This is a genomic window from Pseudomonas sp. IB20 (genome assembly GCF_009707325.1).
Taxonomy (GTDB): domain Bacteria; phylum Pseudomonadota; class Gammaproteobacteria; order Pseudomonadales; family Pseudomonadaceae; genus Aquipseudomonas.
The window spans coordinates 3,414,849-3,432,147 of record NZ_CP046103.1 but is presented as its reverse complement, the minus strand read 5'-3'; the positions used below and the strand labels follow the sequence as shown (position 1 = coordinate 3,432,147).

At 60.4% G+C, this 17,299-nt stretch carries 19 protein-coding genes and 5 pseudogenes; 15 read left to right on the top strand and 9 right to left on the bottom strand.

Annotation, left to right across the window (positions count from 1 at the left end):
* Nucleotides 1–4 precede the first annotated feature (4 nt).
* The 4 genes from GJU48_RS15905 to GJU48_RS15890 all read left to right on the top strand — a co-directional run bounded on the left by GJU48_RS15905 (nucleotide 5) and on the right by GJU48_RS15890 (nucleotide 3,086).
* Entirely contained in the window at nucleotides 5–880 is an 876-nt protein-coding gene (locus GJU48_RS15905) for a LysR family transcriptional regulator (RefSeq protein WP_094949855.1), read from the top strand.
* Between the two features lie 110 nt (nucleotides 881–990).
* On the top strand, nucleotides 991–1,416 hold the full coding sequence (locus GJU48_RS15900; RefSeq protein ID WP_094949854.1) for a VOC family protein: 426 nt from the start codon (nucleotides 991–993) through the stop codon (nucleotides 1,414–1,416).
* Nucleotides 1,417–1,555: 139 nt separating this feature from the next.
* Nucleotides 1,556–2,098, top strand: a complete 543-nt coding sequence (locus GJU48_RS15895; protein ID WP_094949853.1) for a cysteine hydrolase family protein — start codon at nucleotides 1,556–1,558, stop codon at nucleotides 2,096–2,098.
* Between the two features lie 4 nt (nucleotides 2,099–2,102).
* On the top strand, nucleotides 2,103–3,086 hold the full coding sequence (locus GJU48_RS15890) for a GlxA family transcriptional regulator (RefSeq protein ID WP_094949852.1): 984 nt from the start codon (nucleotides 2,103–2,105) through the stop codon (nucleotides 3,084–3,086).
* Here GJU48_RS15890 and GJU48_RS15885 read toward each other — a convergent pair.
* Both GJU48_RS15885 and cynR read right to left on the bottom strand, forming a co-directional pair.
* On the bottom strand, nucleotides 3,057–3,224 hold the full coding sequence (locus GJU48_RS15885) for a DUF2986 domain-containing protein (protein WP_094949851.1): 168 nt from the start codon (nucleotides 3,222–3,224) through the stop codon (nucleotides 3,057–3,059). The two genes, GJU48_RS15890 and GJU48_RS15885, sit on opposite strands and share 30 nt — an antisense overlap.
* A 349-nt stretch (nucleotides 3,225–3,573) precedes the next feature.
* Nucleotides 3,574–4,452: a transcriptional regulator CynR gene (cynR, locus tag GJU48_RS15875; RefSeq protein WP_094949892.1), complete on the bottom strand. Its 879-nt coding sequence runs from the start codon at nucleotides 4,450–4,452 to the stop codon at nucleotides 3,574–3,576.
* A gap of 111 nt (nucleotides 4,453–4,563) precedes the next feature.
* On the opposite strand from cynR, the gene GJU48_RS15870 reads away from it, so the two are divergent.
* The 4 genes and pseudogenes from GJU48_RS15870 to GJU48_RS15855 all read left to right on the top strand — a co-directional run.
* The gene (locus GJU48_RS15870) at nucleotides 4,564–5,205 is read left to right on the top strand and encodes a carbonic anhydrase (protein ID WP_094949846.1); all 642 of its coding nucleotides are present in this window, start codon (nucleotides 4,564–4,566) and stop codon (nucleotides 5,203–5,205) included.
* Nucleotides 5,206–5,384: 179 nt separating this feature from the next.
* Nucleotides 5,385–5,855 (top strand): cyanase, encoded by a 471-nt coding sequence (gene cynS, locus GJU48_RS15865; protein ID WP_094949845.1) that lies wholly within the window; start codon nucleotides 5,385–5,387, stop codon nucleotides 5,853–5,855.
* A 77-nt stretch (nucleotides 5,856–5,932) separates the two neighbouring features.
* The gene (locus GJU48_RS15860; RefSeq protein ID WP_094949844.1) at nucleotides 5,933–6,172 is read left to right on the top strand and encodes a DUF2790 domain-containing protein; all 240 of its coding nucleotides are present in this window, start codon (nucleotides 5,933–5,935) and stop codon (nucleotides 6,170–6,172) included.
* Between the two features lie 69 nt (nucleotides 6,173–6,241).
* A pseudogene (locus GJU48_RS15855) lies at nucleotides 6,242–7,423 on the top strand (amidohydrolase family protein); the annotation flags it as partial.
* A 36-nt stretch (nucleotides 7,424–7,459) separates the two neighbouring features.
* Here the strand turns inward: GJU48_RS15855 and GJU48_RS15850 are convergent.
* Complete coding sequence (locus tag GJU48_RS15850; protein WP_155296041.1) at nucleotides 7,460–8,494, bottom strand: alpha/beta hydrolase family protein; 1,035 nt, start codon at nucleotides 8,492–8,494, stop codon at nucleotides 7,460–7,462.
* A 637-nt stretch (nucleotides 8,495–9,131) separates the two neighbouring features.
* Between GJU48_RS15850 and GJU48_RS25345 the strand changes: the two are divergent.
* A pseudogene (locus tag GJU48_RS25345) lies at nucleotides 9,132–9,269 on the top strand (GNAT family N-acetyltransferase); the annotation flags it as partial.
* A gap of 61 nt (nucleotides 9,270–9,330) precedes the next feature.
* Here the strand turns inward: GJU48_RS25345 and GJU48_RS15845 are convergent.
* From GJU48_RS15845 to GJU48_RS15830, 4 genes and pseudogenes are all read right to left on the bottom strand, one after another.
* A complete protein-coding gene (locus tag GJU48_RS15845) occupies nucleotides 9,331–9,663 on the bottom strand; it encodes a DUF6124 family protein (RefSeq protein WP_094951521.1) in 333 nt (110 codons plus the stop codon).
* A 546-nt stretch (nucleotides 9,664–10,209) separates the two neighbouring features.
* Nucleotides 10,210–10,308: pseudogene (locus tag GJU48_RS15840) on the bottom strand (DUF1028 domain-containing protein); the annotation flags it as partial.
* 10 nt (nucleotides 10,309–10,318) lie between these two features.
* Nucleotides 10,319–10,729, bottom strand: a complete 411-nt coding sequence (locus GJU48_RS15835; protein WP_003207327.1) for a RidA family protein — start codon at nucleotides 10,727–10,729, stop codon at nucleotides 10,319–10,321.
* Between the two features lie 24 nt (nucleotides 10,730–10,753).
* A pseudogene (locus tag GJU48_RS15830) lies at nucleotides 10,754–10,906 on the bottom strand (FAD-dependent oxidoreductase); the annotation flags it as partial.
* A gap of 68 nt (nucleotides 10,907–10,974) precedes the next feature.
* Between GJU48_RS15830 and GJU48_RS15820 the strand changes: the two are divergent.
* Both GJU48_RS15820 and GJU48_RS15815 read left to right on the top strand, forming a co-directional pair.
* Nucleotides 10,975–11,628, top strand: coding sequence for a DUF1028 domain-containing protein (locus tag GJU48_RS15820; RefSeq protein ID WP_155296039.1), 654 nt, complete (start codon nucleotides 10,975–10,977; stop codon nucleotides 11,626–11,628).
* Nucleotides 11,625–12,290, top strand: a pseudogene (locus tag GJU48_RS15815) (M20/M25/M40 family metallo-hydrolase); the annotation flags it as partial. The gene GJU48_RS15820 and the pseudogene GJU48_RS15815, both read left to right, overlap by 4 nt.
* Nucleotides 12,291–12,467: 177 nt before the next feature.
* Here the strand turns inward: GJU48_RS15815 and GJU48_RS15810 are convergent.
* Nucleotides 12,468–13,706: an acyl-CoA dehydrogenase family protein gene (locus tag GJU48_RS15810; protein WP_094953249.1), complete on the bottom strand. Its 1,239-nt coding sequence runs from the start codon at nucleotides 13,704–13,706 to the stop codon at nucleotides 12,468–12,470.
* A 271-nt stretch (nucleotides 13,707–13,977) separates the two neighbouring features.
* Between GJU48_RS15810 and GJU48_RS25340 the strand changes: the two genes are divergently transcribed.
* From GJU48_RS25340 to GJU48_RS15795, 4 genes are all read left to right on the top strand, one after another.
* Nucleotides 13,978–14,403: an ABC transporter substrate-binding protein gene (locus tag GJU48_RS25340; protein ID WP_256589313.1), complete on the top strand. Its 426-nt coding sequence runs from the start codon at nucleotides 13,978–13,980 to the stop codon at nucleotides 14,401–14,403.
* Between the two features lie 21 nt (nucleotides 14,404–14,424).
* On the top strand, nucleotides 14,425–14,901 hold the full coding sequence (locus GJU48_RS25335) for a type 2 periplasmic-binding domain-containing protein (RefSeq protein WP_256589314.1): 477 nt from the start codon (nucleotides 14,425–14,427) through the stop codon (nucleotides 14,899–14,901).
* 138 nt (nucleotides 14,902–15,039) lie between these two features.
* Nucleotides 15,040–15,342: a type II toxin-antitoxin system RelE/ParE family toxin gene (locus GJU48_RS15800; protein WP_094953251.1), complete on the top strand. Its 303-nt coding sequence runs from the start codon at nucleotides 15,040–15,042 to the stop codon at nucleotides 15,340–15,342.
* A gap of 1 nt (nucleotide 15,343) precedes the next feature.
* The gene (locus GJU48_RS15795; RefSeq protein WP_094953253.1) at nucleotides 15,344–15,724 is read left to right on the top strand and encodes an addiction module antidote protein; all 381 of its coding nucleotides are present in this window, start codon (nucleotides 15,344–15,346) and stop codon (nucleotides 15,722–15,724) included.
* 249 nt (nucleotides 15,725–15,973) lie between these two features.
* Here GJU48_RS15795 and gudD read toward each other — a convergent pair whose 3' ends face one another.
* Nucleotides 15,974–17,299, bottom strand: coding sequence for a glucarate dehydratase (gene gudD / locus GJU48_RS15790; RefSeq protein ID WP_094953254.1), 1,326 nt, complete (start codon nucleotides 17,297–17,299; stop codon nucleotides 15,974–15,976).

The following is a 17,299-nucleotide window of genomic DNA, read 5'->3' as shown; positions in this document are numbered from 1 at the left end:
CGGCATGATCAGAGAGTTGAGAACCTTCGTGAGCGCGGCGCGGCGCGGCACCTTTGCCGCCGCCGGCCAGCAGGTGGGGCTGACGCAATCGGCCGTGAGCGCACAAATCAAACACCTTGAAGACGCGCTCGGGGTAAAGCTGTTCGACCGCACCGGCCGCTCCGCCACCCTCAACTCAGCGGGGCAGCGCGCGGTGCCGCTGGCGGAGGAAATCCTCGACATCTTCTCGCGCATGGGTACCCCCGACAGCGCCAACGACTTCCACGGTTCGTTGCGCATCGGCGCCATCGGCAGTGTGCAAACCGGCCTTCTGCCCCAGGCGCTGGTGGCGCTTAAGCGCCGCGCGCCGTTCATCGAGGTCAACCTGGTGCCGGGGGTTTCGCTGAACCTGCTCAGCCAGGTCGATGCCGGCGAGCTGGACCTGGCGATCATGATCCACCCGCCGTTCAACCTGCCCAAGGACCTGAATATCGAGGTCATCGCCCGCGAGCCTTTTGTGCTGATCACCGCCAAAGACGTACCGGGCGATGACCCGTTGCAGATCCTGCGTGAGCAGCCCTTTGTACGTTACGACCGCGGTTCATTCGGCGGGCGCCAGGTCACGCAGTTTCTCAAGGAACACAAGATCCAGACGCAACAGGCACTGGAACTCGACGAGCTGGACGCCATCGTCAAGATGGTCCAAAGCGGCCTCGGCGTGTCCCTGGTACCGATGGCCGGCTTGTGGTTGGAACACGGCAGCGACGTGCGGGTTTTGCGATTGGACACGCTCACGTTCTATCGTGAAATCGTGCTGCTGACCAAGTACACCCAGCGCCAACTGCCGCTCTTCGCGTTATTCCGGGCGTGCGTCATAGAAGTGCTGGGGGCGCCGAAGTAGGGCGCGAGCATCAAAAAAATTGAGGCTCAGGGCGAAAGATATGCGCTTTATCGCAGGGGCTTTCTGGTGAAGAATCGCGTTCTGAATAACAGAACCTGCAGGTAGCCACCGTGAGCCTTTCGCCCTTTCATTTAGCTATTCCCGTCTACGACCTCGCTGCCGCTCGCCACTTCTATGGCGAGGTGTTTGGGCTCTCCGAGGGCCGCTCCAGCGCGCAATGGGTCGATTTCGACTTTTACGGCCACCAGTTCGTCATCCATCAACACCCCAAGACTGACACTCAGGAATCGGTGCACTCAAACCCCGTCGATGGTCACGATGTACCGGTCCCGCATTTCGGCATCATCCTGCAATGGGAGCAGTGGGAAGCCTTGGCCGATCGGCTCAGGGCACGTGAAACCCAGTTTGTGATCGAACCCTACATCCGCTTCCAAGGCCAGGTCGGCGAGCAAGCCACGATGTTTCTGTTTGACCCGTGCGGCAACGCGCTGGAGTTCAAAGCGTTCAAGGACATGAGCCAGCTGTTCGCCAAGTGATTGCACCCTGTGCCTGGCCATGCTGAAACGCATGTCCGAATCCGTCCTGAAGTGGTCCGGCATGAGCCTGTTGCTCACCTGTCTGAGTGCCTAGTATGGCTTGCATCATTCACTGATCAGCCAGCCAGAAGGCCCCCTCATGAACCGCAAAGCCCTTATCGTTATCGATGCCCAACATTCGTTCCGCCATTCAACCTACTGGTCCGAAAATGACCTGCCGGCTTACCTGGAAAAACAACAGGCGCTCATCGATGGGTGTGTTCAACACGGCATCCCGGTGATACAAGTCTTGCATGTCGAGGACCAAGGGCATTTTTCCCTGGCCTCCGGCAACGTGCGGGCGTTGAGCGAATTGTCGATCAACCCCGACTTGATCATTCACAAGCGCTACCACAGCGCTTTTGCCGGCACGCCCCTGGCTGCGCGGCTCACGGAGATGGGCGTGACGACGGTGATCATCAGTGGCATTCGCACCGAACAGTGCTGTGAAACCACCACACGGCAGGCCTCGGACAGCGGCCTCAATGTGGATTTTGTCAGCGAGGCGACCATGACCTTCCCGATGACCCACGCACGCAGTGGCCGGGTCTACACCGCAGCCGAGATCCGCGAGCGTACGGAGTTGGTGCTGGAAGGGCGTTTCGCGCGCATTGCCAGCGTGGCCCAGGCACTGGAAGGTTGAACCTATGAGCGTGCCGGTGCTGTTCGTGCTGTTGCCCAACGTGCTGATGCTCGACCTGGCCGGCCCCGCCGAAGTGCTGCGCCTGGCGGCTCAAGCCGAAGCCCCGGCGGCCATCGACTTCGACTTGCAGTACGTCAGCCCGGTGGAGTCGCTGCAAACCTCTATCGGCTTGCCCTTGAGCGGGTTGGCGCCATTGCCGCCAAGCCTGGCGCCCGGCACGTTGGTGGTGTTGGTGGGCTCCACCTCGAAGGTCACCCGGGCACGTCAGCAGGTGTTCGAGTCGGCCAGCAATAAACTGACCCAGTGGCTGCAAACCGTGTTCGCGCCCTCCGGCGAACGGCTGGTGTGCGTGTGTGCCGGTGCCTTGAGCGCCGCCCGTGCAGGGTTGCTCGACGGGCGCCAGTGCACCACTCACCACGCGCTGTGCCCTATTTTGCAAACCATGGCGCCAAAGGCCCGGGTATTGGAAAACCGCCTGTACGTCACCGATGGCAATATCAGTTGCAGCGCTGGCGTTACAGCGGGCATCGACTTGATGCTGCATTTGGTCGCCGAACTGGCCGGGCCACGGCTGGCCTGCGCGGTGGCGCGGGACATGGTGGTGTACATGCGCCGCAGCGGCGCCGACCCGCAGTTGTCGCCATGGCTGGCCGGGCGCAACCACCTGCATCCCGCCGTGCATCGGGTGCAGGACGCCATCGCCGCATCCCCGTGTGAGCCGTGGACCGTCACACGTATGGCCGGCCTGGCCTACACCAGCAGCCGCCACCTGGCGCGGTTATTTCACGAGCACGTCGGCATCAGCCCGCTGGATTACCTGCACCAACTGCGGTTGACCGTGGCGCGTGAATTACTGGTTGAATCGACCCTGGACATTGAAACCGTTGCCGAGCGCGCCGGCTTTGGTTCGGCGCGGCATCTGCGGCGTATCTGGGGCAAATATGAAGCGGGGACGCCTTCAGCTGGACGTGTCAGCAGCGCTGGTTGAGGCTTGATCGGCCTCAGCTTCGAGTTTGGCGCGGTCGGCTTTGCTGATGTAGATGTCTTTGCTTTTCGGCGCCAATTTGGCACTGGCTTTTTTCGCTTTGGCCTTGAAGAGCTGCTTGAGTTTTTTCTGGCGGTTCATTTCTTTTTGCCTGATCGGTGAAGGTTTGGATGATACCAGTTTAAAAACCTGGGTCGCTTTTTAGCGCCGATCTGTGCATTGAATCGCCGTGCGTTCTGCCAATAATCGGGCCGGGTATTCAGCGCAAACGGAAGACCCTCGATGAGCATCCACACCCGCACTAAACGCATCACTGTCCCGCAATTGGTCGCGATGAAGCGCTAGGCGGAACCTACTATCTGCCGTACCAGCTGCATGCGACGCCGGAGCAATTCTCACGCGCCTACCCGAACGCCCGGCGCCTGTTCGCACTCAAGGCGCAATTGGACCCAGGCAAACGATTTCGAAACAAGCTCTGGGATAAATATTCCTAGGCTCCCGCCACGTGCTTCGCTACGTCCATAAACGCCCGTGCAGCCGCAGACTGATAAACCCCTTTGCGCTGCATCAACACCGCAGTGCGCTCTAACCGCTGCGGCCCCAACTCAACGGCCACCAACTCTGGATGCGCCCGCGCAATGGCGGCCGGAAGTAAGGTCGACAGCGTGGTCCTGCGCACCACCTCAATCAACGCACTGATCACATTGGCCTCCATCACCACGCGCGGGCGGATGCCGTGTTGGTTGCAGTAGCGGTCGATTTGCTCGCGGGTGGCGAATTCCTTGCTCAGTAAAATCAATGATTCGCCATTCAGCGCCTCCAGCCCAATGGCCCGCTCCCCCGCCAGTGGGTGCTGTTGACCGACTACCAGCGCAAGGGTTTCGACCAGCAGGGGAAAGGTCTCGATGTCTTGCGCATGCACCTCATCAAACGCAATACCCACGTCCAGTTCGTCGGCCAGCAGTTGGTTCTCCATCTGCTCCTGGGCGACCTCACGCACGTTCAGCGTGATGTTCGGGTAGCGCTGGTGAAAGGCTTCCACCAGCGGCCCAACCAGATAAGTGGTGAAGGTCGGCGTTACTGCAATCCGCAGCGTTCCCCGGCTCAAATCGCCCACGTCATGGATCGCACGCTTGCCTTCCTGCAGTTCCTGCGCCGCCCGCAGCGCATAGCGTAGGTAAACCTCCCCGGCATCGGTCAGGCGCGTCTTGCGTCCTGAGCGATCAAACAACTGTGCGCCGAGGCTCTCTTCCAGCTGCCGCACTTGCTGCGACAGCGCCGGCTGCGAGACATGCAGGGCCGTCGCCGCCTTGGTGAAGCCCTGATGTTCCGCGACCGCAAGGAAGTATTGGATATGTCGTGCCAGCATGGTTGAACCCATAAGATTATCTAATGCTATTGATCATATATGAGACTTTTACCTTATTGCACCAGCTCCGTAACCTTTGCTTCATCGCATCGCGAACCAATGGAGTCACCCATGCAAGACATCATCGACGGTTTCCTGAAATTTCAACGCAGCGCCTTCCCCGAGCGTGCCGGCCTGTTTAAAGACCTGGCCAACCAGCAGAGCCCACGGGCGCTGTTCATTTCTTGCTCCGACAGCCGGCTGGTGCCAGAGCTGGTCACGCAGCGCGAGCCGGGCGACCTGTTCGTCATTCGCAACGCCGGCAACATCGTGCCGTCCTACGGCCCTGAGCCGGGCGGCGTGTCGGCCTCGGTGGAATACGCCGTCGCCGCTTTGCAAGTCAGTGACATCGTGATCTGCGGGCATTCCGACTGCGGCGCCATGACTGCCATCGCCACCTGCAAATGCCTGGACCACATGCCCGCCGTGGCCGGCTGGTTGCGCTACGCCGATTCCGGCCGGGTAGTTAATGAGGCCCGCAAGCATGTTGACCAGCCCGCCAAGGTCGCCTCGATGGTGCGCGAAAACGTCATCGCTCAGTTGGCCAATATCCAAACGCATCCCTCAGTGCGCCTTGCACTCGAAGAAAAGCGCGTAACGCTGCATGGCTGGGTTTACGACATCGAAAGCGGCTGCATCCAGGCCTTCGATGGCCGCACCGGCAAGTTCGTGCCGCTGGCCGACAACCCAACTGTACGCGCTGTTTCGCACTAACCCTTATTTTTACCCACGGAGATACCACCATGATCCAGTCACAAATCAGCCAAAACACTCGCCTTCTGCTGCATCCAGGCCTTCGATGGCCGCACCGGCAAGTTCGTGCCGCTGGCCGACAACCCAACTGTACGCGCTGTTTCGCACTAACCCTTATTTTTACCCACGGAGATACCACCATGATCCAGTCACAAATCAGCCAAAACACTCGCCTTGCCCTGGCCGACGTCATCCTCCTGGCCAAGGCCCGCAAAGACCTGTCGTTCGCCCAGATCGCCGAAGGCACCGGCCTGCACGAAGCTTTCGTCACCGCCGCCTTGCTTGGCCAGCACCCACTGCCGGCCAACGCCGCCCAAGTGGTTGCCGACACCCTGGGCCTCGACGCTGATGCCGTGCTCCTGCTGCAAAGCATTCCGGTGCGCGGCAGCATCGGCAACGGTATCCCGACCGACCCGACCATCTACCGTTTCTACGAAATGATTCAGGTCTACGGCACCACGCTCAAGGCCCTGGTTCACGAGAAATTTGGCGACGGCATCATCAGCGCCATCAACTTCAAACTGGACATCAAGAAGGTCGATGACCCGGATGGCGGCTCCCGCGCAGTGATCACCCTGGATGGCAAGTACCTGCCGACCAAACCGTTCTGATCACGCTACTAATGGGCCCGGCGCTGCACAGCTGCCGGGTTCCACTTTCCTGCAGATTTGGAAGAGGTCATCTGAACATGAAAGGGTTACTTGTACTGATATTCGGCGTGTTTTCCGCTGCGGCGATGGCCGACGAGCCACTGCCGGTCGAGCAATACAGCTATGCCCAGCACCTGGACATCGCCCACGTCATTTCCACCAGCGACGTTGCGGACGTCTGCGCCGTGGTGCCCGTGCGTATGACCTACGAAGACTCCAAGGGCCAGCGGCACATTCTTGAGTACCACGTGATGGGTAACGGCTGCTCAAACGGTTGAGCCACCCATTGTTGTTTTCTACCGTTGCGCCCGCTGTGCCTGAGGGCAGCAACATTGAGGGCCATCGTCATGGATTTAATCTTTCGTAACGTACGCATCGACGACGCACAACCACTGATGGATGTGGCGGTGCACAGCGGCAAAATCATCGAGATTTCGCCGCACATTTCAGCGCACGCCCAGCAGGAAATTCAAGGCCACGGCAACGTGCTGATCCCGGGGTTTGTCGAAGGGCACCTGCACCTGGAAAAAGCCAATGTTATGCACCGCAAGGCCAATCGTTCCGGCACATTAAAGGAGGCGATAGCGGTCACCGCCGAACTCAAACCCACACTGACCCGTGACGACATTCTTGAGCGTTCCACCCAAGTACTGCGTGCACTGGTGCAGTCCGGCACCACCCACGTACGCGCTCACGCCGAGTTTGACCCGGTGCAAGGCTTCACCGGCTTTGATGTGGTACTGGAGTTGCGCGACAGGTTGTGCGACGTCATCGACATCCAGGTGGTCGCCTTCCCACAGGAAGGAATCCTGAAACTGCCGGGCATGCAGGCAATGATGGTCGAGGCCATGGAAAAAGGCGCCGATGTAGTGGGCGGCATTCCCTACAACGATAACTCAGCGCATGAACACATCGACTACGTATTTAACCTGGCCAAGCGCTACGGCAAGGACATCGACTTCCATCAGGACTTCGCCGACAACGCCGACCACATGAGCATTGAATACCTCGCGCGCAAGACCCTCGAGGAAGGCTATCAAGGGCGCGTGTGTGTCGGCCACCTGACCAGCCTGGGCGCCGTGCCGCCGCACAAACAGCGCGAGATCATTGCCCTGATTCGCGAGGCCGGAATCAGCGTCATGTGCCTGCCCGCCACCGACTTGCACCTCGGTGCGCGCGGCGACGACCATAACGTGCGCCGCACCCTGACGCCGGTGCGAGCACTGCGCGATGGCGGCGTGAATGTGTGCCTGGCCACCAACAACATCCGCAACGCGTTTACCCCGTTTGGCACCGGCGATTTGCTCAACATTGCGCAACTGGCAATTCCTGCCTGCCACCTGGGCGGGGCGGATGACCAGGCCACGGTGTTGTCGATGCTCACCACGAGTCCGGCGAAAGCGCTGAGGCTGCAGGATTATGGGTTGGCGCCGGGTAAGGCTGCTGATTTGGTGTTGCTGGATACGCGCTCGGTGGGTGATGTGATTCTCGACTTGCCGGCGCGGTTGATGGTGCTTAAACGTGGGAAGGTTGTGGCGACGTCGGTTTGTCAGCGTTCGGTGGTGTTACGGCGTCCGCCCCAGAAACCCAGTAATCAGCTCCACCACCTGCTGCTGAATCACCGCCCGTGGCCGAGCCCCTTCACCATCCCGGCAAATCATGCCATCGCCGGGCGAGCTCTCTTCAATCAACGCCATACCTCCCGGCTTGCAGATCGACATAAAGCTGAAGTGCGTGGCGTCGCCTATCTCCACGTACTGCGTCGAAGCTTTTGGCAGCCGCTTGACCATGTCGGCGGACTCCAATTCCGGTGACATATCCTCCGTTGGCACACCCCCCGCGATCACCAGCGCCGGCACTGGCAGTACACCCAGGCTGGCGCTGGTGAAGCCGCGCGACAGGCCCAGGTCCAGTGACACAACTGCGGTGACGCGCTTATCGCGCAAGTCAGCGGCCAGTTGGGCCTTGCCAACTGGCGTGCCGGCGGGGTTCATCTTCTGGTAGCCAATGCAGCCGCCCAACTTCGGGTGTTCGGCGCAGTCCTTGCTGAACAGGTCAGGGTCGAAACGCGCCCCGGCGATTTCCATCACGGTCCAGCCACCCAGGGAGTGGCCCACGGCAGCAATCTGGTGGTTCGCGACCGCGCCAAACTGCTTCGGCTGAGCCAGTACCGCGTCGATAGCGCGGCTCAGGTCGGCCGGGCGTTGCCATAACTGTGCGGCAGCGTGCGGGCTGCGGTCTTTGGTGGTGGTGCCAGGGTGGTTGACCGCCGCCACGATGTAACCCTTGTGCGCCAATGCGCTGGCCAGCCACACCTGTTTACCCCAATTGCCGCCGTGGCCGTGGGACAGCACCACCAGCGGATGCTCACCGGCAGCTGGCGCAGCATCGGGCACGCCGAGGGCGCCGATGAACACCGTGTTGTCGGCGATCAGCTCGGGTTTGGCAGTGGTGGTGGCGGGGTACCAGACGACCAGCTCCAGAGGGCGGTGGTTCTGGGCATCGGGCAGCGTGGCGGTTTTGAACCCGACCGGGCTTTCGGCGGCGAAGGCGGGCGTGGAAAGGCAGAGCAGGAACAGGGCGCGGGAAGCGGTTTTCATTGTTGTTATCTTCCTTGAATTTGGTGGCGCATCATTACCTAAAATCCTATCGGCGGCTGATAAGCTGGCAAAATCGACCAATCAGACGTTCATGTCGATCAGTCCGCTAGTCCCTCTCATGAGAATATTTTTAGAATGTATTGCATCAGGAAAATTCAGCGGCCCAGAGCTCTGATTATTTCAAGCGGGCAACTCGGCCGGTTGTAAAAAAATAGCGTTATTCAGCTTCACCGTTCGACTCGTGATGTCGAGTCGCAGAGTCAGTCAACAGCTGGTTTTGACCAACTTCCGCTGATCGCGATGGGCTGCAATGGGTCGACTGCTGCCGGTCACGAGCGAAAAACATCAGCCTTTTCGGTGATGGATTGGAACAACTAATCCTGTAGACCATGTATTACTTGCCTTACAGAGCCGGCATGAAAGCTGCGTACCACTTTTGTACCAACACTGCTCCATGCAGTGATGCCCTCCCCCTCGCGATAGGCGGCAATCGGCCAATTGCAGACCTTGGATGTGTCTGGAAAACTGAGGGCGATTCACACTGCCGTCTTCCAGATATCTGTTTATAGCCAGGAGCAAAGTTCCCATGAGCGGGCTGTATGAGAAAACTGAGTCCGCTTTGCGGGCCAAAGACGGTGCGGCCTATGAACGAGCGATCCGGTTTTATCGCAGGGCAGGCTGCGTTGAGGATGCGGGGAGTGAGCGCACGCTTGAGCGCGGTGGTGTGAAGCTGGTCGAGGTGAGGTATCGGTTGCCGTGTATTCGGTTGGGTTAGGCGAGATGGGAGGCAGGCCACTTTTTTGAATGTGGCCTGCGCCCGGTCATACCGTTGAACGCTAAGTACCCGCTACAGCCGCCTCCCGCTCCATCAACCTATCCATCAACAAAACCCCCAACTCACTCAACTGGTGAATCGCCAGCGCCACATCGCGCTGTTTCCCGGTCAGGTCCTCCGACAGGTCAAGCAGCAAGGCGGTCACCGAGGAAAAGGTTTCGTAGCTGTTGGTGATCAGTGTTTCGTTGCTGGCGTCGGCGGCAACGCTGAACAAACCCGGCGGTGGTGAAGGTGGGTCAGATTCTGGATTGAGATAGCGATCAATGGTGCGATGCGCAGCCTGATTTAGCTTCAGGTCCGGCTCGCTCGGAGGGTTAGGCGTTATTTTGAACATGCTTGGAATTTCCTACTTTAGGGCCGCCACCTCTGAGCTACTAAACAAAGGGGTGGCAGCTGTGCGCAGGTTAGTAGACCGGGGAATTCCAAAAAAGCCGGCGCGCCCGAGGACGCCCTGCACACAGCCACCATCAAGCACGGACTAGACCGTCCGACAGATGAAGCTTATGCACTGACTGGAATAACCCCAGGCTACTAAACCCGATCACTGAGTTTTCAGCGACCGAGCAACCTTAGAGACGCCCACCCCAGCGCACAAGCCGGCGGATTCTGACGCAAGCGTAGGCAAGGGAGCAAGGCGCTGTCGCCTCGGACTTTCCTGTTTCAGGGCTTGTTGTAGGACATGTCCTTATTGCCCTTTATCCCTGCATCAGTCCTGACACATTTTTATACGTTTAATTGACGCCAGCATTTCGCCATCCTATTATCGCCGCCAATTAGTGGCTCAGTGCCATATAGAGGGATCTAGAAATGTGGCGTTTGGAACGCCGGACCAGGCTTGGCCTGCTGTCCGCTTTTTTTTGCCTGGGCTTTCCCGGCGTGGCAGCCACGGGCAGCGGGCGCCCACGGCGATGCTCGATGAGCTGATGGCGATGCCCAGCTGGCCGGTGTCTGCGCAACGGCCGACGATTGAAAAGGTCATGTGCAGCTCCTTATTCGGGAATAACGGCGATCACGTCAATTTCCATCAGCCATTGCGGCTGGCCGAGGGCCGAGACCACCAGCCCGGTGGAGATCGGGAACACGCCTTTGAGCCACTTGCCGACTTCCTGGTACACCGGCTCGCGGTAGCGCGGGTCGATCAGGTAGGTGGTGGTCTTGACGATATGGCTCAGGTCGGAGCCTGCTTCCTCAAGCAGCTGCTTGACGTTTTTCATCGCCTGTTCGGCCTGGGCCCGTGGGTCGCCAAGGCCAATCAGGTTGCCGTCGAAATCAGTGCCGACCTGGCCGCGTACATACACGGTGTTGCCGGCGCGCACGGCCTGGCACAGGTCGTTGTCCAGGCTCTGGTTGGGGTAGGTTTCTTTGGTGTTGAACATGCGGATGCGAGTGTGAGTAGGCATCAAAAAAACTCCAGAAAAAGGTGATCAGGCGCTGACAGGTGCTTTGTGAACAACCGGTGCGGCTTCGCGGTACTCGAGGTATTGGCGCTGGATGGCGATGTGGTCGGCCACGTACTTGGCGTCGTGCCACACGCCCCAGATAAACGACGAGCCCCGGCGCGATTGCCACGGCAAACCCCTCGGCCAGCCGCAATGGCTGATGGAAATTGACGTGATCGCCGTTATTCCCGAATAAGGAGCTGCACATGACCTTTTCAATCGTCGGCCGTTGCGCAGACACCGGCCAGCTGGGCATCGCCATCAGCTCATCGAGCATCGCCGTGGGCGCCCGCTGCCCGTGGCTGCGCCCCGGGGTGGGCGCGGTCTCGACCCAAAATATCACGTTGCCGGCCCTGGGCCCGGACGTGCTCGACCTGTTGGAACAAGGCCTGTCGCCAGCCGAGGCTGTCGACAACGCCCTGACCCGCAACGGCTACAGCCAATACCGGCAACTGACGGCGATTGATCACCTGGGCCGCAGCGTGCATTTCAGCGGCAGCGAAACCCTCGGCACCCACAATGCCGTCTCGGGCGAACAGTGCGTGGCCGCCGGCAATATGCTCGCCGACCGCGCGGTGATCGAGGCGATGGTCACAGCCTTCGAACACGGCGAAGGCCAACTGGCCGACCGCCTGCTGGCCGCGATGCACGCCGGCCCGGTGCATTCCGCCGCCTTGGTGGTGGTGGGCGAACTGACCTGGCCGATCATCAACCTGCGCGTGGATTGGGCCGAGGAACAGCCGATCGCCGCACTGCAAAAGCTCTGGGACGCCTACCGCCCGCAAGTGCAGGACTACCTCGACCGCGCCCTCGCCCCCGACCGCTCGCCCGGCTACGGCGTGGCCGGAGACGACCGATGAGCAGCAGCCGCGAGTGGCTGCAGACGCTGGTGGGGTTTGACACCACCAGCCGCGAATCCAACCTGCAGTTGATCGAGTGTGCGCGCGATTACCTGGCGGGTTACGGCGTAGCCAGTGAGTTGGTCTACAACGAGGAACGCAGCAAGGCCAACCTGTTCGCCAGCATCGGCCCGGTGGAATTGCCGGGCATTGTGCTGTCGGGCCATACCGATGTGGTGCCGGTGGATGGGCAGCCGTGGACAGTGCCGCCGTTCGAGCTGACCGAGCGCGACGGCAAGCTGTTTGGCCGGGGCACGGCGGATATGAAGGGTTACATCGCCTGCGTGCTGGCGCTGGTGCCCGCGCTGGTCAAGGCAGACCTGCGCCTGCCGGTGCACATCGCCCTGTCTTACGACGAGGAAGCCGGCTGCCTGGGCGTGCGTTCGTTGCTCAAGGTATTGGAACAGCGCCCGGTAAAACCGATGCTGTGCATCATCGGCGAGCCGACCGAGCTGAAACCGGTGCTCGGCCACAAGGGCAAGCTCGCGATGCGTTGTGATGTGCAGGGCGAAGCGTGCCACTCGGCGTATGCGCCGTATGGCGTGAATGCCATCGAACACGCGACGGAGTTGATCGGTGAACTGGGGCGGATTGGGCAGCGGCTGCGCGAGCAGCAAGACCCGGTTGTGGTCTGGCAGGTGCACTGCGGTGATCCCTTCGCAGCCTCGCTGAAGCTCGACAGCTCCCACATTTGGCCTTGGTGGTCTCGATCATTGTGTTGGCGGCCACTCGGCGGAGGCTGTAAGCGCCCGCTCGGAACCCAATCTCCAACTCGGCAACACTGCTCCAGTGTTGTTTCATCAAGCTTTGGCCACACCCACTCGCCACTGCGCTGGCGGCAACTCTCCATTCACCAGGTAATTGCCGACGATCCGCGACTTGTACACCCGTGGATTATGGTTCGCCAACGTGCGCGCATTGCGCCACAACCGGTCCAGTGCCTTGTTGCTCGCCGTGGCGCTCGCCCCCAGCGCATCAAACAGTGCGGTGGTCGCGGCAAGTGTCGCATCCACCACCGGGTTCACCGCCAGGCACACTTCCAACTCCGCCAATGCCACCTGCGGGTCGTCGTCATGCAGCGGCTGGTCGTGGGCGATCACATACTGCGCCGTGTGCTCCAGGCGCTGCGCCGCTTGTTGGGTGATGGCGTGTGCGGCGTAGGCCTGGCTGGCCACTTCGCCGATGACTTGCAGCAGTTGCACGTCTTGCGCGGCGGTGTCGGCGTTGCCGGTGGTGAAGGTCCGGGCGCGTTGGCTGAGCTCTTGCGCACCACTCAGCGCCGCACGGCGGGCGATGCCGGCGAGGGTGCTGAGGTGGTAGATCTGGTAGAAGGATTGGCCGTAGCCGAAGCGTTGGTGGGTGGGGCGCAGGTCGTCTTCCACCGGGGCATTGTTAAAGAGGCAGGTGCCGCTGGCGGTGAGGCGTTGGCCGAAGCCGTTCCAGTCATCGATGATCTGCACGCCGGGCGCCTTGAGGTCGACGACCACGCTGTAGACCGTGCCGTCTTCGCCGGTGGCGACGGTGTTGATCAGGTCGCTGTAGAGCGCGCCGGTGGTGTAGAACTTTTTGCCGCTGATGCGCAGGGTGCCGTCCGCATCGCGGTGCAGGCGGGTTTCGAAGTCGCCGCGCGTCTGGTTGCCGACTTCGGTGCTGCCGGGGGAGAGCAGGGCGCCTTGGCCGAGTCGCTCGAGCCACTTGGCGCGCCAGTCGAGGTCTTTGGCGCAGAGCACGTCCTCGCAAAAACCAAAATGCCCGCGCAGGGCCTGGGTGATGTTGGAGTCGGCGGCGGACAGCTCTGTGAGCAGCGCGAGCAGTTCAGCTAAGGTTGCGTCCTGGCCGCCGTAACTGACGGGCAAGCGCCAGCGCGGCAAGCCCAGCGCGTTCAGTTGCTGGATGACGGGCGCCAGGCTGGCGCGAGTCTGATCAGCCTCAGCGGCGTGCGCAAGGATGTGGGCAAAGAGTGGGCGAAACGGTGCGGCCAGTTGTTCATAACGGGACGAGGGCGCAGTGCCCCAGATATTCAACGCGGGAATCGACATGCAATGGACCTTGCAGAAAGTGGCTCAAGTGCTGGGGTCCAGTGGTCTGGTGACGCCACCCTAACCCACGGGTGGCAAAGTTTTTAATACGAAAAATAGCTATCGAACTGCGCAGCGGTTCTATCGATAGTGCGCAACAGTATTAAACCCCGCGCTTTTATTGCGTTAGCTTCTACGGGCGCCACGCTCGGCGACCTTCAAACCTCTTCTCTCATCACCAGACTGCATGCACACAGATGGTTGAGTCAGCCATAAACTGTGTGGATTCCTCATGATCAATCGTCGAAATGTACTCGCCCTGCTGGGCCTGGCTTCTCTTGCGCTGCATGGCAGTTCGGTAGGCGCGGCAGAGCCACTGACCCTGGTGGTGGGTGACCAGTTCTTCTCCAACCGTATCGTCCTGGAATTGTCGGGTGAGTTGAAGGACTTGCCGTATAAAATCGATTTCAAACGCTTCAACACCGGCTCCCCAGTGGCCTCGGCGGTCGCCAGCGGCGCGCTGGACGTGGGCATTGTCGGCGACACGCCGGTGATCAGCCTGGCCGCCAATGGCGCGCCAGTGAAGGTGGTCGCCAGCACCCAGACCAGCCTCGATGGCGTAGGCATCGTGGCACGCAAAGGCATTCAGTCGGTGGCCGATCTCAAAGGCAAAACCGTGGCGATCTGGAACGGTTCGTGGAGCCAGCAATTGGCGTAAAAAGCCCTGGACGAAGCCGGCGTGCCGCGCAGCAGCGTAACCTTCAAATACCTGCTGCCGGCCGAAGCCAGCCTGGCGCTGACCCAGGGCGACATCGATGCCTTCGGCACCTGGGAACCCTACGTGTCGCTGCAAGAGAAAGAGGGCAGCACGCTGATTCGCAACGCCAAGGGCCTGATGAGCGCGCCGACCTACATCGTTGCGTATGAACCGGCGCTGGCGCAAAAAGGCGCAATCATCAAAGACTTTGTCGCGCGTCTTACCCGCGCTCGGGTGTGGAGCGGCAGCCATGTCGATGAGTACGCCGAGGCATGGTCGAAGGCCAACCAATCCGCACCGGAGATTGCCAAGGTGTGGTTCAAGCGTGACGCGATCAAGGTGCTGCCGATCTCGCCGACGATCGTCAGCGAGGCCCAGGCCACGGCGGATTTCCTGGTGGATGCGCAGATGTTGAAGCAGCGGTATGACGTGACGCCGTTGTTTGATCGGGCGCTTTAAATGTGAAGGAAACAAGCGCTAATAGTATCGACAGCTTGATTATGCGGGGGCTGGGCTAGGGTTTTTGTTCCGGATCGCGCCGGAACAAAAAATTAACTAGCATCGGCAAGGAGTAGCCAGTAGGCTACATTTGAATCTGTGACTAACTTGATCGGCAGGACGCCGGAGTTCGATACAGGGCTCGACGGTATGCAGGATATTTGGGGCAAAACGGCTGTGTTGGCGCGTTTGGACCGCGCCGAAGACAATAACTTTGGTGATTGCGAGCCCGTCGGTGAAGGCCTGAGTGAAATGCGTGTTTTTGTCGGGCCCGGCTACAGGATCTACTTTGTGCGCACTGGTATCACCGCTTACCTGATGCTTTGGGGCAGCGATAAAACCGACCAGAAGCGAGGAATCAATCGGGCAAAAGAGATCCTCGATGCCCTGAGAGGTCAATGAAATGAGCGAATCGAAATTCAAACCCGAGGACATGCCGATCCTCGACCTTGATACATCCGGCACCAGTGTCTATGAAGCCTCGCGCTTTCTCGACAGCCCTGAAACCATCAGCGCTTACCTGGCGCAAAGCATGAAGTCGCAAGACCCGCAGGTGCTCATGAAGGCGCTTGCCGAGGTCGTTAAAGCCCAAGGTGTGAACAAGGTTGCCGAGGCTGCGGGGGTTAATCGGGAGAGCCTGTACAAGACGCTCAAAGGCGGCTCGAAAACGCGCTATGAGACGGTCCAGAAGCTGATGCTGGCGTTAGGGGTTGAGCTCACTGTGCAGCCGTTGGCTGTCAATCAGGCGGCAAGGGCTAAGCCAGCAGCCGTCGGTAAGCCCTGATCAGCGATAACAACGCCGATCAAATGTGGGAGCTGTCGAGCTTTAGCGAGGCTGCGAAGACGGCGGCAGAGCCAATAGATATATCGCCTGAACCACTGCTTTCGCAGCCTCGCTAAAGCTCGACAGGTCGAGCTTTAGCGAGGCTGCGAAGACGGCGGCAGAGCCAATAGATATATCGCCTGAACCACTGCTTTCGCAGCCTCGCTAAAGCTCGACAGCTCCCACATTGACCTCCGTTGCCCTTAAGCCTTAGCGCACCAGGCACGGCTGCTTGTTATTGAAGCGCCACCCCGGAACCAAGAACTGCATCGCCACGCTGTCATCCCGCGCCCCAAGGCCCATGCCTTTGTAGACTTCATGGGCTTTCGCCACGGCGTCCATATCGATCTCAACGCCCAGCCCAGGCTTGGTGGGCACCTTGACGTAGCCGCCTTCGATTTTCAGCGGCTCTTTGGTCAGGTGCTGGCCGTCCTGCCAGATCCAGTGGGTGTCGATGGCGGTGATTTCCCCCGGTGCGGCGGCCGCGACCTGGGTAAACATCGCCAGGGAAATATCGAAGTGGTTATTGGAGTGCGAGCCCCAGGTCAGGCCCCATTCATTGCACATCTGCGCAACGCGCACCGAGCCTTGCATCGTCCAGAAGTGTGGGTCGGCCAGCGGAATGTCCACCGATTGCAGTTGGATCGCGTGGCCCATTTCGCGCCAGTCGGTGGCGATCATGTTGGTCGCGGTTTTCAGGCCCGTGGCACGGCGAAATTCAGCCATGACTTCGCGGCCCGAGTAGCCGTTTTCTGCGCCACACGGGTCTTCGGCATAGGCGAGTACGTGGTGTTGGTCGCGGCACAAGCGGATGGCTTCTTTGAGTGACCACGCGCCGTTCGGGTCGAGGGTGATGCGCGCATCCGGGAAGCGTTCGGCCAGGGCGGTGACCGCTTCGATTTCTTCATCGCCACTCAAGACACCGCCTTTGAGCTTGAAGTCATTGAAACCATATTTGGCCTTGGCGGCTTCGGCCAGACGCACCACGGATTCGGCAGTCATGGCTTGCTCATGACGCAAGCGGAACCAGTCGTCATCGGCGTCAGCCTCGTTGCGATAAGCCAGGTCAGTGGCCGTGCGGTCGCCGACGTAGAACAGGTAACCGAGCATTTTCACCGCATCGCGCTGCTGCCCTTCGCCGAGCAGGGCCGCCACCGGCACGTCGAGGAATTGCCCCAGCAGGTCGAGCAGGGCGGCTTCCATGGCGGTGACGGCATGAATGGTGATGCGCAGGTCAAAGGTTTGCAGGCCTCGCCCGGCGGCGTCGCGAGAGGCAAAGGTGCTGCGCATCTGATTGAGGATGCGCTGGTACTGGCCGATAGGCTGGCCGACCACCAGGCTACGCGCGTCTTCCAGGGTTTCGCGGATGCGTTCACCGCCGGGTACTTCGCCCACGCCGGTATTGCCGCTGCTGTCCTTGAGAATCACGATATTGCGGGTAAAGAATGGCCCATGGGCGCCGCTCAGGTTGAGCAGCATGCTGTCGTGGCCCGCCACCGGGATGACGTGGAAATGGGTGACTACGGGAGTGTTCAT

Bases quoted from the DNA above. Each gene is read 5' to 3' on its own strand.
- GJU48_RS15905 (WP_094949855.1), top strand. From the start codon at position 5: ATGATCAGAGAGTTGAGAACCTTCGTGAGCGCGGCGCGGCGCGGCACC.
- GJU48_RS15895 (WP_094949853.1), top strand. From the start codon at position 1,556: ATGAACCGCAAAGCCCTTATCGTTATCGATGCCCAACATTCGTTCCGC.
- GJU48_RS15890 (WP_094949852.1), top strand. From the start codon at position 2,103: ATGAGCGTGCCGGTGCTGTTCGTGCTGTTGCCCAACGTGCTGATGCTC.
- GJU48_RS15885 (WP_094949851.1), bottom strand. From the start codon at position 3,224: ATGAACCGCCAGAAAAAACTCAAGCAGCTCTTCAAGGCCAAAGCGAAA.
- cynR (WP_094949892.1), bottom strand. From the start codon at position 4,452: ATGCTGGCACGACATATCCAATACTTCCTTGCGGTCGCGGAACATCAG.
- GJU48_RS15870 (WP_094949846.1), top strand. From the start codon at position 4,564: ATGCAAGACATCATCGACGGTTTCCTGAAATTTCAACGCAGCGCCTTC.
- cynS (WP_094949845.1), top strand. From the start codon at position 5,385: ATGATCCAGTCACAAATCAGCCAAAACACTCGCCTTGCCCTGGCCGAC.
- GJU48_RS15860 (WP_094949844.1), top strand. From the start codon at position 5,933: ATGAAAGGGTTACTTGTACTGATATTCGGCGTGTTTTCCGCTGCGGCG.
- GJU48_RS15850 (WP_155296041.1), bottom strand. From the start codon at position 8,494: ATGAAAACCGCTTCCCGCGCCCTGTTCCTGCTCTGCCTTTCCACGCCC.
- GJU48_RS15845 (WP_094951521.1), bottom strand. From the start codon at position 9,663: ATGTTCAAAATAACGCCTAACCCTCCGAGCGAGCCGGACCTGAAGCTA.
- GJU48_RS15835 (WP_003207327.1), bottom strand. From the start codon at position 10,729: ATGCCTACTCACACTCGCATCCGCATGTTCAACACCAAAGAAACCTAC.
- GJU48_RS15820 (WP_155296039.1), top strand. From the start codon at position 10,975: ATGACCTTTTCAATCGTCGGCCGTTGCGCAGACACCGGCCAGCTGGGC.
- GJU48_RS15810 (WP_094953249.1), bottom strand. From the start codon at position 13,706: ATGTCGATTCCCGCGTTGAATATCTGGGGCACTGCGCCCTCGTCCCGT.
- GJU48_RS25340 (WP_256589313.1), top strand. From the start codon at position 13,978: ATGATCAATCGTCGAAATGTACTCGCCCTGCTGGGCCTGGCTTCTCTT.
- GJU48_RS15795 (WP_094953253.1), top strand. From the start codon at position 15,344: ATGAGCGAATCGAAATTCAAACCCGAGGACATGCCGATCCTCGACCTT.
- gudD (WP_094953254.1), bottom strand. From the start codon at position 17,299: ATGAACACTCCCGTAGTCACCCATTTCCACGTCATCCCGGTGGCGGGC.